Here is a 14,313-nt window from a genome sequence, read left to right as displayed (position 1 = left end):
GCGCAGTGCGGCCCGGAAGAAAGGATTCGCGTGGAAGAATTCTCTGCGTACACCATTATGCTCGACGTGGGCTGGATTTCCCTGCTCATGGTGATCGGCAACGTTCTGCGTCATCAGATCAAGTTCGTCTTCCAGGACCTACTCCTACCTGCCCCCATCACCGCGGGCCTGCTCGGCCTGATCCTTGGCCCACACGTCCTGGGCTGGATCGGCTTCTCCGACAACTTGGGTGACTACACCTCGCTGCTCATCGCAGTGGTCTTCGCCTCCATGGCCTACTCCATGGAGATGGGCGGCAGCATGGGCAAGGGTGCACGCAACATGTGGGGCTACTCCACCATGATGTTCACCGGCCAGTGGGGCCTGTTCATTGTCCTGGGCCTCCTCTTCTTCGCGCCCACCTTCGATACCCCGGACTGGTTCGGCATGATGCTGCCCGTCGGCTTCACCGGCGGCTTCGGCACCGCTGCTGCCGTGGGCGGCGCGCTCGAGGGCGTGGGTGCGGAGGCGGCATCTTCCCTAGGCTTCACCTCCGCGACCGTGGGTACGCTGGCCGCCATCATCGGCGGCATCGTGGCCGGCAACTGGGGTATCCGCAAAGGCAAGGTGTCCCACGTGCCGAAGCAGCTTCCGGAGGAACTGCGCCGCGGGTACATTTCCCGCCTGGAGGATCGTCCCTCCCTGGGTCGCGCGACGACGAACCCGTCCGCCATCGAGCCGATCACCCTGCACGTCGGCTTCATCGGGCTGACCGTGATGACGGCCTACGGCATCAACCACTTCATCTCCTCCATCTGGGAGAACGCCTCTATCCCGCTGTTCGCCATGTCCATGGTGGTGGGCCTTATCTTCCGCGCGCTCATGAACCTCATTGGCGCGAAGGACTACCTGGATAAGGACACGGTCAGCTCCGTGTCCGGCGCGGCCACGGACTACCTCATCGCCTTCGGTGTGGCGGCCATCGTGCCGTCTGCCATCGCCGCCTACTGGCAGGCGCTGCTGGTGCTCTTCGTACTGGGCACCGTCTTTTGCATCTTCTTCCTCATGTGGTTCCCGGCGGAGTTCTTTGGTGAGCGCTGGATTGAGCGTGGCATCTTCGGCTGGGGCTGGGCCACCGCCACGGTGGCTACGGGTATTGCCATCCTCAAGATCGTGGACCCCAAGCTCAAGTCCGGCACGCTGTCCGAATACGGCATGGCCTACATCGGCTTTGGCCCGTTCGAGATTTCCTGGACCATCATCGCCCCGCTGGCCGTCATGCACGGCTTCACCGCTGGCTTCGGCTGGGCGTCCCTGGCCATCTCCGTCGGCATCTACTTGGTCTTCAAGTTCACTGGAATGATGCCACCGCGCGGCACCATCTTTAAGGAAGGTATCGGGCACGTGGGGGAGAAGTCCTAGCACGTCCCCACAAGGTGACATGTATACAACCGAGCTGGAATTCTTAATTAATTCTTAGCTAGAGCAAGAAAAGTTAACGCCCGTCACTGCGTGCTTAAGTGCAGGTGGTGGCGGGAGGTGTGTGTGGAATGTTCTGCGGGGCTTTAAGGAATACCTGCTATAAATAATGCATAAGAGCACGTCAAAGGCTTATAGGGTGAGGCTGCGAGAGCTTTCCAAGCTTTGGGCGTTGCTGTTTATACATTGTTCGGGATAAGATTCTAAGAGTTATCAGTCTGAGCTGCGGGTAGACCGACTGGCTCAAAGGCGAATTTTTAGGGATCTACATGCACATTCACTATAAGGACTCACCGCGTGAGGCTGTGCTCGAGGCTGCCGTCTATATTGGCGCCGTCGATGGCGATGACGCCATCACAATTGACTCCGTGGCTAAGCAGGCGGAGATCGAGCCAGCTGACGTGACCGCTGTCTTTGCGGACCGTGAGCAGATTCTCGCTGCCATCCCTGGGTACGTCTCTGAGCGCAAGGTGGGCTTCGTGCAGGAGACCCTCGATGCGGATCCGGCTTACGCGGATCTGTTTTCCAAGCTGGATACCTTCAGCGAAGCCTACTACGAATACGCCGAGCGGGAGCCGGTGCTCTTCCGTTACCTCTTTGAGGAAAAGGCCTACGTCTTTGAAAACGAGTGGCAGACCCTCCTGACCGGTAAGCCTTCGGGCAACGCAGCCCTGGACATGATCTATGACAACATGGTCCAGATTGCTGATTCGGCCGGGCTCGAGGTGGGCCCCGACGTGTGCCCGCAGACCCTGGCCAAGTTGAGCGTGGGCAGCTGGGCCACTATTCACGGCATGGCGCACCTGAGCGTGCTCGGCGTCCTGCGGCACCAGCATCCGGTGGTGCGCCGCTACAACCTGCGGGAGGTATCGAAGGCGCTCATCGGCACGCTCTTCGGGCTTGCGGAAACGTGCACGCTCCCGGACTATGCGCCCCGCATGAAGCGCTTCCGCGAGCAGATGAAGGACTACGATGCTGCGCTGCCGTCGCTGCCCGATGTCGATGGGGTGGAGGATCTGACGGCGCTCCCCCAAGAGGAAGCGCGCGCGGTCGCCCTGGAGTGCGCGATTCAGCTGGCGGGCCGCGGCGGCCTGCAGAAGGTGACCATTGAGCACGTGGCGGACTACTTCGGGGTCTCCGGAGTGTTCATGGCCTCCCTGCTGGACAATGACTTCGTGCTGCGTGAGCGCGTGGAGCAGACCACGGACAGTGAGCTGAGCACCCGTATTACCTACCTCATCGATTGCCTCCCGGAGGGGGCGCCCGCGCTGGATAAGCTCCTCTGCGTGGCCGTAGCCTACTTCGACTACGCGCTGCGCAATCCCATCCGCTACAGCGCGTGCATCGCGGCGGCCTCGGGCTCCGTGGTGCCGCTCAGTGAGGGCGGCGAGGAGCAGACCGAAATGGGTGAGGCCTTCGGCCAGCTCATGCGCTACTCCCGCGAGGCGGTGCGCGAATCCGGGCACGAACCGGAGGACCGTCTGATCTACATCAAGAACTTCACCCTGTGGGCTGGCGCGAACGGCATGTGCCACCTGGCGTCCGTGGGCGAGTTCCGCAACGTGGACGTCGAGGAAAAGTGGTCCCTCTACTACGCGGTGGCCAGCATCGTGTTCGCTTCCTTTGAGTACGAATTGGTGCGCGAGCCGGTCAAATAGCGACGGTCAGAAGGCGGCGGTCAACTAAGACCGGTCAGCCAAAGCCGGGCGAGTAACTCAGGGTTGAGTCCCTACTTATCAAGAATAAAAGTGGTGGGGATGTAAAAACTTCTAATTGAGTGGAACAGACTCAAGTTCTGTGGCGTTATAGTCGGTGAAGCACCTCCGCCCTCCTCCATCGTGGATACCTCGGAGAGGGTAGGGGTAGGCGATACCGAAGGAGAAACACCATAATGAACTCATTTAACCCCACCACGAAGACGCAGGAGGCCCTGCAGCAAGCACTGCAAGACGCCTCCTCGAAAGGCAACCCGGACATCCGCCCGGCCCACCTCTTAGCAGCAATCCTGAGCCAGAAGGACGGCATTGCCGCTCCGGTTCTTAAGGCCACGGGGGTAGACCCGGAGACGGTCCTGAAGGAGGCGCGCCAGCTTGTGGACGCCCTTCCGAAGGCCGAGGGCGCCAACATGGCGAACCCGAACTTTAACCGCGACGCGCTCAACGTCCTTACCCGCGCCCAGGAGCTAGCCGGCGAGCTCGGTGACGAATACGTCTCCACCGAGGTGCTGCTGGCGGCCATTGCCGGTTCGAAGACTGATGCGGCGGAGCTGTTGACCGCCCGCGGCGCTACGTACGACGCGCTGAAGGGGGCCTTCCCGTCCGTGCGCGGAGCGGCGAAGGTGACCTCGGAGAACCCGGAGGACCAGTTCCAGGCGTTGGAGAAGTACGCCACCGACCTCACCGCACGCGCCCGCGAGGGCAAGATCGACCCGGTGATCGGCCGCGATCAGGAAATCCGCCGCGTGGTCCAGGTGCTCAGCCGCCGTACCAAGAACAACCCGGTCCTCATCGGTGAGCCGGGCGTAGGTAAGACGGCGATTGTGGAGGGCCTGGCCCGCCGCATCGTCGCCGGTGACGTCCCGGAGTCCCTCAAGGGCAAGACCCTGTTGAGCCTGGACCTGGGTTCCATGGTCGCCGGCGCGAAGTACCGCGGTGAGTTTGAGGAGCGCCTCAAGGCCGTGCTCGATGAGATTAAAGCCTCCGAGGGCCAGATCATTACCTTCATCGATGAGCTGCACACCATCGTCGGCGCCGGTGCTAGCGGGGATGGCTCCATGGACGCGGGCAACATGATCAAGCCCATGCTCGCCCGCGGCGAGCTGCGCCTCGTGGGCGCCACCACGCTGGATGAGTACCGCAAATACATCGAGAAGGACGCCGCCCTGGAGCGCCGTTTCCAGCAGGTCTACGCCGCCGAGCCCTCGGTGGAGGACACCGTGGGCATCCTGCGTGGCCTCAAGGAGCGCTACGAGGTGCACCACGGCGTGCGCATCCAGGACTCCGCCTTGGTCTCCGCCGCGGAGCTCTCGCACCGCTACATCACCAACCGCTTCCTCCCGGACAAGGCCATTGACCTGGTGGATGAGGCCGGTTCCCGCCTGCGCATGGAGATTGACTCCTCGCCGCAGGAGATCGATGAGCTGGAGCGCGTGGTGCGCCGCCTGGAGATTGAGGAGCTGGCTCTGAAGAAGGAGTCGGACGCCGCCTCGCAGGACCGCTTGGCGCATCTCCAGCAGGAGTTGGCCGATGAGCGCGAGAAGCTCGGCGAGCTCAAAGCGCGCTGGGCTAACGAGAAGAAGGCCATCGATGAGGTGCAGGACGCCAAGGAAGAGCTGGAGGACCTCAAGCGCCAGGCGGAGATTGCGGAACGCGATGGCGACTACGAGAAGGCCTCGGAGTTGCGGTATGGGCGCATCCCGGACGTCGAGAAGCAGCTGGCGGATGCCGAAGGTCGTGCCCACGCCCAGTCCAACTCCATGCTGTCGGAGGAGGTGACCCCGGATACCATCGCGGAGGTCGTCTCCGCGTGGACTGGCATCCCGGCTGGCAAGATGCTGCAGGGTGAGACCGAGAAGCTGCTCAACATGGAGTCCGTGCTGGGTGAGCGCGTGGTGGGCCAGAAGGAGGCCGTCCAGGCGGTTTCCGACGCCGTGCGGCGCGCCCGTGCTGGCGTGGCGGACCCGAACCGCCCGACCGGTTCCTTCCTCTTCCTCGGCCCCACGGGCGTGGGTAAGACGGAGCTCGCGAAGGCCCTGGCGGACTTCCTCTTCGACGATGAATCCGCCATGGTGCGCATCGATATGTCCGAGTTCGGTGAGAAGCACTCCGTGGCCCGCCTCGTCGGTGCCCCTCCGGGATACGTGGGCTACGACGCCGGCGGTCAGCTCACCGAGGCGGTGCGTCGCCGCCCGTACACGCTGGTGCTTTTCGACGAAGTGGAGAAGGCCCACCCGGACGTCTTCGACGTCCTGCTCCAGGTGCTCGATGAGGGGCGCCTGACCGACGGCCAGGGCCGCACCGTGGACTTCCGCAACACGGTCATCATCCTCACCTCGAACCTGGGCGCCGGCGGCACCAAGGAGGAGGTCATGGAGGCGGTCAAGCGCAACTTCAAGCCGGAGTTCATCAACCGTCTCGATGACGTGGTGATGTTCGAGCCGCTGACCTCCGACCTGCTGTCCGGCATCGTGGATATTCAGCTCAAGGGGCTTATGGACCGCCTGTCCGGCCGCCGCCTGACGCTGCAGGTCTCCGACGCCGCCAAGCTGTGGCTGGCGGAGCGCGGCTACGACCCGGCCTACGGTGCGCGCCCGCTGCGCCGCCTGATTCAGCAGGCCATCGGTGACCAGCTGGCGAAGAAGCTGCTGGCCGGTGACATCGTGGATGGTGACACCGTCCACGTCGACGTGGCCGATGGCGGCGAGCGCCTCGACCTGGCCGCCGTGCGCTCTGCCTAGAACGCCGTGACCAGTGCCGTGCAGTACTGTGCGGCACTCGCCGCGCGGTCTTGAGCTCATGCCCCTATCATCAGGGTCATGAGCATTTTGGTCTCTCCTGACGAGCTACGTGACAAGATCTACCGCGGCCATAAAACCACCATCCTGGCCTCCCTGTGGGCCCCGGGGGAGGGGGAATCCTACAACCAATTTTCCTCCCTCCACATCCCTACCGCCCACTATGGCGATGCGGCAAGCGCCTTCGTCGGTCTGCCCGGCTCCCAGGTGGGCCGCAACCCGCTGCCGGATCCGGCGAAGGTCCAGGAATGGGTCGATGACTGGGGGCTGCGGGAGGACTACGAGGTCGTGGTCTACGACGAAGGCCGTGGCCTCTTCGCCGGCCGGGCCTGGTGGACCCTGCGTTGGGCGGGCGTGCAGAACGTGCGCATCCTCGACGGCGGCCTGGCCCACTGGCGTGAGAAGCGCCTGGCTACCCTGACTGGCCCGGGCAACCTGGGAATGACCTCCACCGTTACCGTCGCGCCGGGTTCTATGCCGACCGCGACGATGGAGGACGTCAAGGCCCACGACGGCCTGCTGCTGGATACCCGCACGCGCAACCGCTTCGCCGGCCGCCGCGAGAACCTTGACCTCAAGGCCGGCCACATCCCGGGCGCGGTCAACCTGCCGGAGCGTCTGTTCCACACGGAGGACATGACGACGTGGCGCAGCAAGGACGAGATCCTGGAAATCCTGGCTCAGCACGGCGTGACTAAGGAGAACGTCGACGGTGCCATCATCTACTCCGGCTCCGGCAACCACTCGTCCCTGGCGATTGCGGTCCTGGAGTACGTGGGCTTTACCGGCCTGCGCCACTTCGTGGGCGGCTGGTCCCAGTGGTGTGCGGACCGCTCCAACCCGATTGAGCGCGGCGACCGCGAGCACGTCTAGTCCACCCCGCGTGCCAGCGCGGATAACGCTGCGCGGGGCATTAGAGTCGGTCAGTGATGGCTTTTCTACTCTTACTCTTCGCTGCCGCCGCGCTTGCCGCTGGCCTCGTCCTGCTGCGCCTGGACAAGCGCCAGCGCGCAGGCGAGACGGATACTCTCCGCGCACCCGACCAAGACTCCGACGCCGCCCCGGAGGCCGAGACGGCCGAGTCCTCAGTCCCGGTTGCGCCTGACACGTCCGCCGAGCCTGCCAAGCCCGCCGAACCCGCGGAGCCGGCTGCCTGCGCATCGCTGGCGGCTCACGCTGAGCCGACCGACAACTCCGGGCCGAGCACGCCCGCCACGCCGGCGGCACCGGCCGAGCCCGCGCCCGCTCCACACGCGGCTCCGGAACCGGGTTCCGTACCGGAGCCGACACCTGCGGAACCTGAGCCGACGGAACCGACGCCGGCCCAAACCGAACCCGCAGTAGAGAAACAGCCAGTAGCCGAGCCGCAGCCGCGCCCCCGGCACTCCTTCGTGCCCGGCAGCGCGCGCCGCGAGCGCAAGGCCTTTGGCCAGCAGCGCGGCTGGGACTACACCAAGCACGACTCCTACTTGGCGGACGAGTGGACCCGCGGCGCGGCTGCCCGCGGCGCGGAGCCGAAGGACATCATCGCGGGCACGGTCCGCGGCCACGAGACACTGCTCTTCGACATGGCAGGCATCCCCGTGGCTGCTATGCGCACCGGCGCGGCCTCCGACATTGTTATTGACGCCCGCCGCACCGGCGAAACCGTGGAGACGCCCTCCGAGGATCTGGTCCAAGTCTGCGAGCTGGAGGGCTTCGACATCTGGGCCTCCGACGCCGGCGTGGCCCAGCGCTTCATCGATTCCCGCGTCACCGCGGCCCTGGCCGGGCTGCCGAGCGCGGTGACGGCCGCGTGGATGGAAGGTGAGTGGGTCCTGGCCCAAACCACCAAGCAGGCCCGCTCGGCCGACTGGGAGGCGCTGCTTGCGCCGTTGGCAGTGCTTGCCGGCGCCTCCCGGGTCCTCCCCCCGCGTTCCTCCGCCACCCAGGTCCTGCGCGTGGATGAGCTCGACCCCAGCCGCGACATCCCGGCCCCGCCGCAGCCCGAGCCCACCGGCCCCACTGCGGTCCCGGACCGGGACGCCAGCCTCGGCGCGCCGAACATTCAGCGCCCCACCGAGCCAGTGACCATGCCGTCCCGCACCACCAGCGAGGCCCGCGGCGCCATCGATCACACCAGCCTGGGAGCCGACGAGGTGGACGCGATTGCCGATGGCCGCGAGCGCCCCACCCCCGAGCAGGACCGGGCGCGCCTGCCGCGCCGGCAGGACAACGGCCCGTCCATCTTCGACTAGCTGGCCCCGCACGGCCCCGAGCGGGGGAGCGGGTAGACTACGGGGCGGATTAAAGAGGCACAAGCCATAGACGTATAAGCCACAGACGAAGGAGCGCGCGATGAGCCTGGATGAGCAGAAGAAGCAACGCCTAGCGGAACTGGTGAAGGAGCTGGCCGTGGTCCACGGCAAGGTCACGCTGTCCTCCGGTAAGGAGGCTGACTACTACGTTGACCTGCGCCGTGCGACCCTGCAGCACGAGGCCTCCCGCCTGATCGGCTCCCTGCTGCGCGAGCTCACCACGGACTGGGACTACGCCGCTGCCGGTGGTCTGACCATGGGTGCGGACCCGGTGGGCCTGGCCATCATGCATGCGGATGGCCGCGCTATCGACGCCTTCGTGGTGCGCAAGGAAGCCAAGAAGCACGGCATGCAGCGCCAGATCGAGGGCTTCAACGTCGAAGGCCAGAAGGTGCTCGTGGTGGAAGACACCACCACGACCGGCAACTCCCCGCTGACCGCTGTGGCCGCGCTGCGCAAGGCAGGTGCTGAGGTCGTGGGCGTGGCCACCGTGGTGGACCGCAACACCGGCGCCGGCGACGCCATTGCCGCCGAGGGCTTGGAGTACCGCTACCTGCTGGGACTCGAGGACCTGGATCTTGCCTAGCTCCGAGCAGGAGGCGAAGGGACCCACTGAGTGGAACGAAGGACGGCATGGCGTCGGCCCCTGGGAGGGGCCGCTGCCGCAGGGGGTGGATGCCGCTAAGTACGACCCCGAGCTGCTGGCGGAAGGGGACCGACGCAACGTCGTCGACGCCTACCGCTATTGGACGCGGGAGGCGATCCGCGCGGACATCGATACCCGCCGGCACGCCCTCCACGTGGCCATTGAGAACTTCGAGAACGATTCCAACATCGGCACCGTCGTCCGCACGGCCAACGCCTTTGCCGTAGACACCGTCCACATCGTGGGCCGCCGCCGGTGGAATCGCCGGGGCGCCATGGTGACGGATAGGTACCAGCACTTGATGCACCACGAGGACGTGGCCAAGCTTATGGCGTGGGCCGGGGAGCAGGAGCTGACCGTCGTGGCTATCGATAACACCCCCGGCTGCGTGCCCCTGGAAACCGCCGAGCTGCCGGAGCGCTGCCTCCTTCTCTTTGGCCAGGAAGGCCCCGGGGTGAGCCAGGCCGCGCAAGAAGGTGCGCTGATGACCTGCTCAATCGCGCAATTCGGCTCGACGCGCTCCATCAATGCGGGCGTGGCCGCGGGCATTGCCATGCACGCGTGGATCCGGCAGCACGCGGATTTATCAAAAGCCTGGTAAGTCATTGCCGGATATGTTTACGTTTTAGGTAACAAAATCGCGCTCCAGAATGATGAGACAATTGTGTTAGAAAAGTGGGCACACCGCGCCGACCTTGCGGAGACTGCCATTAATGAGCGCCACGCGCACGCCGTGTGGGGGCTGCCGCGTACCAACCTCGCCGTGGTGAGCTGGCCTCCCACCGGCAAAGACGCCATGTTTTTCCACTGGCACTACTGGTGGCAGGCGCACTACCTGGACTGCCAGGTGGACGCCGCCCTGCGCAAGAACACTAAGGCGCGCCGCGCGCTTATTGCCAACACCATCCGGGGCATCCACGTGCGCAACCTGCGCGCGCTGACGAAGAACCGCTACTACGACGACAAGGCCTGGATGGCCCTGGCCATGGCCCGCGCCGGCGAGCTGAAGAAGCTGCGCCCGCACAAGAAGCTGGGCGCGTTGCAGCTCAATATCCGTGACGGCGTGGACAAGCAGCTGGGCGTGCTGCCCTGGCGCGAGGGCGAGAACTTCATGAACGTGCCCTCCAACGGCCCTGGCGCCATCATGCTGGCCCGCATGGGCAAGGTGGATGAGGCCCGGCACATCGTGGACTGGATCTACGACCACCTCATCGATGACGACGGCTTTGTCATGGACGGCATCCGCATGCGCATGGATGGACGGGAAGTCGTCCGCGCCATCCACCCGTACTGCCAGGGAGTGGTGCTGGGCGCGTGCCTGGAGATTGTCTTGGCGCTGCGGGAGCAGTCCGGGCTGACCTCGGTGGAGAAGATCGACACCATCCACGAGGCCGATCTGGCCGCGGACATGATGGACTACACCACCCGCATCCGCGGCCTGGTCCAGGCGGTGGCCACGGGTATGGCCACGCACTCCGGTGTCATCGACTGGGAGACCGGGGACGGAGATGGTGGCCTGTTCAAAGGTATCTTGGCGCGCTACCTCGCGGACGTGGCGGTGCGCCTGCCGGGCGATTCCCCGGCGAACCGTGCGACGAAGAAGCTGGCCGCGCGCCTGGTGCTGGCCTCGGCGGACTCCGTGTGGGAGCACCGCCTAGAGGTGGACGGCCTGCCCATCTTCGGCTCGGACTGGACTGCGGATGCGCGCCTGCCCCACAACTATGGTTTTGGCCCCACCACGCTGGGGGAGAAGGTGGGTATTATCCGCGTGGCGGAGCGGGATCTGTCCGTTCAGTTGTCCGGTTGGATGCTTCTGGAGGCCTGCACGCGAATTGTGAAGTATAAGTCAAAAACTAGTTAGCGGCACCGTTTATGCAGGTAGTTGTGGTATCGGCCGGGTAGAAACCGAGCACTTTGACTCACCTCACATAGATTTGGCGGCAAAAACCCACAATAACAGGCATACTTGGGTGTTGGAACGTGTTGTTTCGCCAGCGGGCGGAGCGGCGCGGCTTACTGCACAGCAACTCCAAAGGATGGATTTACATGCCTATCGCAACCCCTGAGGTCTATAACCAGATGCTTGATACCGCCAAGAAGGGCGGCTTCGCATTCCCGGCCATCAACTGCACCTCCTCCGAGACCATCAACGCAGCACTCCGCGGCTTTGCCGAGGCTGAGTCCGACGGCATCATCCAGTTCTCCACCGGTGGTGCCGAGTTCGGTTCCGGTCTGTCCGTGAAGAACAAGGTTGCTGGCGCTCAGGCCCTCGCAGCCTTCGCCTATGAGGCAGCTAAGCACTACGGCGTCAACATCGCGCTGCACACCGACCACTGCCAGAAGGAAGTTCTGGATGAGTACGTGCGCCCGCTGATCGCCATCTCCCAGGAGCGCGTTGACCGCGGCGAGCTCCCGCTGTTCCAGTCCCACATGTGGGACGGCTCCGCTATCCCGATCGACGAGAACCTGGAGATTGCCCAGGAGCTCCTGGAGAAGGCCCACAAGGCCAACATCATCCTCGAGGTCGAGATTGGTGTGGTCGGCGGCGAGGAGGACGGCGTCGAGGCTAAGCACGGCGCTAACCTCTACACCTCCACCGAGGACTTCGAGAAGACCATCGACGCCCTGGGCACCGGCGAGAAGGGCCGCTACCTGCTGGCCGCTACCTTCGGTAACGTCCACGGTGTGTACAAGCCGGGCAACGTGCAGCTGCGCCCGGAGGTTCTGGATGAGGGTCAGAAGGCCGCCATCAAGAAGCTGGGCCTTGAGGACGGCGCTCAGCCGTTCGACTTCGTCTTCCACGGCGGCTCCGGCTCCGAGAAGGAGAAGATTGAGCAAGCTCTGGGCTACGGCGTGGTCAAGATGAACGTTGACACCGATACCCAGTACGCCTTCACCAACCCGGTCGCACGCCACATGTTCTCCAACTACGATGGCGTGTTCAAGATCGACGGCGAGGTGGGCAACAAGAAGGTCTACGACCCGCGCTCCTACATGAAGAAGGCCGAGCAGGCTATGGCTGACCGCGTGGTTGAGGCCTGCACCGACCTGCACTCCGTGGGCAAGACCGTCTCCAAGTAAGACGGGCGCTTATAACCCCGCACGATTGGAGAGCGCGGTAGCTGACTGAACCACCAGGTTCGGGAGGGCTACCGCGCTCTTTGTCTCTATTCAGCCTCGTCCCGCCGCGGCCCAGTACTGAGCGCTGTGCGCGTAGAATACTGAAACCATGGGAACCACGGGAGAGGAATCGACGAAAAAGACGCCGGCCGTCGCGCGCGTGCGCAGGACCACGCGCGAGCAGCTGCGGCAAGCCAACGAATCCCTCAAGTCACGGTTCACCCGCGTGCGCACCCGCCTGCTGTTTATGCTGCAGTGTACGCTGGGCGCCGGTCTGGCCTTCTTCGTGGCCCACGATTTCTTCGGCCACGAGCAGCCCTTCTTCGCCCCGATGGCGGTCATCATCATCCTGGGACTATCGGGCAGTGACCGCCTCAGCCGCGCCATCGACATGTCCGTCGGCGGTGTCATCGGCGTGCTGGTGGGCACCGGGTTGGTGGATGCCCTGGGCACGGGGCCTATCCACATGACCATCATCATCGGATTAGCCCTGATCATCGGTTCCTTTGTCACGAGCTCGCAGCTGGTGAGCAACCAGATTGTCATCGCAGCCATCCTTATTGCCACCATCCTGCCCCCGGAGGAAATGGGCGGCATTAACCGCGCAATCGACGCCGTGATCGGCGCGGTCATCGGCGTGACCATGATCGTTCTCATTCCCACCTCGCCGCTACGGCAGGGCCGCGCGGAAGTCTCGAAGGTGTTGGGCGTGGCGTCGTCGGTGCTCTCGGACGTGGCGCGGGGGCTTACCGACGGCGACCCGAGCGGCATCCGCGAAGCCCGCAACGCCGTGCGCGGTACGCAGGGCGATATCAACCGCATGCTCGCGGCCACCAAGGGCGGTGCGGAGACCGCGAAGCTCTCGCCCTTTCTGTGGGGCTCCCAGCGCACGGTGAAGTCCCTGGAGCGCATCCTGACCCCGGTGGACAACGCCGTGCGCGGCACGCGTGTGCTCTCGCGCCGCGCGGTGGTGCTGGCGGAGGATCATGACTCGGTCTCTCCGGAGCAGATCGAACTCATCATGGAGCTTTCCGACGTCATGATGGAGCTGTCAGACCTGTACTCCCACCAGCCCTCCCGCCGGGAGAGCCGAGACGAGGCGCACGCGATGCCGGAATTGGTCAAGCACCTGCGTCAGCTGGGCGCGCGCTGCTCTATGGACGTGGCCGGGGACAAGCCCGTCCTGTCGGCCTATTCGGTCTTGGCGCAGACGCGGTCCATCATCGTGGACCTTCTCATGGTGTGCGGCATGTCCCGCGAGTCCGCCCTGGCGCAGCTGGCGCCCACCTCCGCTCACCCGGCCTACCCGCCGGAGGTCTGGGAGGGTGACTAGGGCCGCACCACCTGCAAGTCACGCAGGTGCCGGTAGAACGTCACGCGCGTGACCGGCCGTTTGGCGCTTTCGCCATCAACACTCACGCGCAGCTGCGGCCCGCCGGCCTGCACCGCGCGCCCAGTGAGCACGCTGTCAGGGTCCAGCTGCCCCGGTTCCGGGTCCGTGCGCAGGAAGCTCAAGAGGCCACGCTTGCGCTTGGACGCGTTTGTCTTGCCGTCCACGGGTGACACCGCCTTGGCGGCGAGGATTCCGGGGTCTTCCACCATCGGTACGAGCTTGGCGCCAAAGGTGTGCCTGTCCCGGTCGGCGCGCAGCAGCACCGCGTCATCCACGATGATTTCCCCCGTGATGGGCTCGTTCGTCCACTCCGCAATCGTGGCAGAACCGGCCACGGCCAGGCCGGCATCATTGCGGATGAGCGGCACCGGCTTCACCGCGCCGTCGAGGGCCAGCGCCCACGCGGCCGCGGGGTCCTCCGGCAGGCCCCAGTTCGTCGCCGCCGTGGATGCTCCTGTAGTGGGAACAAACCCGACCTCCGCCCATAGGTAGTCCCCGCGCATTATGCGGGTGAGCACCGCGCTCAAGGCGGCGTCGCTGCCGGCCACGATAACGCGCAACGGCTCGCGCAAATACTGCGCCTGGGGTGCCGGTGCTGGCTTGCCTAGGTGCCGCACGTTCGGCTGCGCGGCAATGTCATCGAGCGACGGCGTGGGATCCTCCGGAAGGATCTCCCGGGCATAAGCATCGGGCTCTTTGAGTTCCTGGCGCGTGGGTATCTCACTCACGCGCAGGTGCCGGACCGTCATACCGCGCTTCTCGGTCTCCGCGAGGGGGCCACCAGGCCCGTCGGACAGCTGGCCGCCGCAGTCTAGAACCACACAGAACATACCCGGATCATATTAGGCCGGTGGGACACAGAAGCTGTTGGCCTGTAGAGCCGGGG

The 14,313-nt window shown here is 65.0% G+C and carries 11 protein-coding genes; 10 read left to right on the top strand and 1 reads right to left on the bottom strand.

Annotated features, from left to right (window positions below; all coding sequences use genetic code 11):
• Positions 1–30: 30 nt before the first annotated feature.
• The 10 genes from ACKFR8_RS07695 (at position 31) to ACKFR8_RS07650 (ending at position 13,367) form a co-directional block, all read left to right on the top strand.
• Positions 31–1,401: a sodium/glutamate symporter gene (locus tag ACKFR8_RS07695; RefSeq protein ID WP_408929665.1), complete on the top strand. Its 1,371-nt coding sequence runs from the start codon at positions 31–33 to the stop codon at positions 1,399–1,401.
• A 326-nt stretch (positions 1,402–1,727) separates the two neighbouring features.
• Complete coding sequence (locus tag ACKFR8_RS07690; RefSeq protein WP_408929664.1) at positions 1,728–3,116, top strand: WHG domain-containing protein; 1,389 nt, start codon at positions 1,728–1,730, stop codon at positions 3,114–3,116.
• 233 nt (positions 3,117–3,349) lie between these two features.
• Positions 3,350–5,914, top strand: coding sequence for an ATP-dependent chaperone ClpB (clpB, locus tag ACKFR8_RS07685; RefSeq protein ID WP_306507321.1), 2,565 nt, complete (start codon positions 3,350–3,352; stop codon positions 5,912–5,914).
• A gap of 78 nt (positions 5,915–5,992) precedes the next feature.
• On the top strand, positions 5,993–6,844 hold the full coding sequence (locus ACKFR8_RS07680) for a sulfurtransferase (RefSeq protein ID WP_306507320.1): 852 nt from the start codon (positions 5,993–5,995) through the stop codon (positions 6,842–6,844).
• 56 nt (positions 6,845–6,900) lie between these two features.
• Entirely contained in the window at positions 6,901–8,208 is a 1,308-nt protein-coding gene (locus ACKFR8_RS07675; protein ID WP_306507319.1) for a hypothetical protein, read from the top strand.
• A 100-nt stretch (positions 8,209–8,308) separates the two neighbouring features.
• Positions 8,309–8,854: an orotate phosphoribosyltransferase gene (gene pyrE / locus ACKFR8_RS07670; protein ID WP_306507318.1), complete on the top strand. Its 546-nt coding sequence runs from the start codon at positions 8,309–8,311 to the stop codon at positions 8,852–8,854.
• Positions 8,847–9,515, top strand: coding sequence for a TrmH family RNA methyltransferase (locus ACKFR8_RS07665; protein ID WP_306507317.1), 669 nt, complete (start codon positions 8,847–8,849; stop codon positions 9,513–9,515). Before pyrE ends, ACKFR8_RS07665 begins: the two co-directional genes overlap by 8 nt.
• A gap of 63 nt (positions 9,516–9,578) precedes the next feature.
• Positions 9,579–10,775, top strand: coding sequence for a glycoside hydrolase family 76 protein (locus tag ACKFR8_RS07660; protein WP_306507316.1), 1,197 nt, complete (start codon positions 9,579–9,581; stop codon positions 10,773–10,775).
• Between the two features lie 185 nt (positions 10,776–10,960).
• Positions 10,961–11,995, top strand: a complete 1,035-nt coding sequence (gene fbaA, locus ACKFR8_RS07655; RefSeq protein WP_306507315.1) for a class II fructose-bisphosphate aldolase — start codon at positions 10,961–10,963, stop codon at positions 11,993–11,995.
• A gap of 148 nt (positions 11,996–12,143) precedes the next feature.
• Positions 12,144–13,367 (top strand): FUSC family protein, encoded by a 1,224-nt coding sequence (locus ACKFR8_RS07650; protein ID WP_306507314.1) that lies wholly within the window; start codon positions 12,144–12,146, stop codon positions 13,365–13,367.
• Here the strand turns inward: ACKFR8_RS07650 and ACKFR8_RS07645 are convergent.
• Entirely contained in the window at positions 13,364–14,257 is an 894-nt protein-coding gene (locus tag ACKFR8_RS07645) for a hypothetical protein (protein WP_408929663.1), read from the bottom strand. The two genes, ACKFR8_RS07650 and ACKFR8_RS07645, sit on opposite strands and share 4 nt — an antisense overlap.
• Positions 14,258–14,313: the final 56 nt, after the last annotated feature.

This window comes from Corynebacterium axilliensis (assembly GCF_046097495.1).
In the GTDB taxonomy this organism is placed as follows: Bacteria; Actinomycetota; Actinomycetes; order Mycobacteriales; family Mycobacteriaceae; genus Corynebacterium.
Note: the sequence above shows the minus strand (reverse complement) of the source record. Positions and strands in the feature narration are given on the sequence as shown.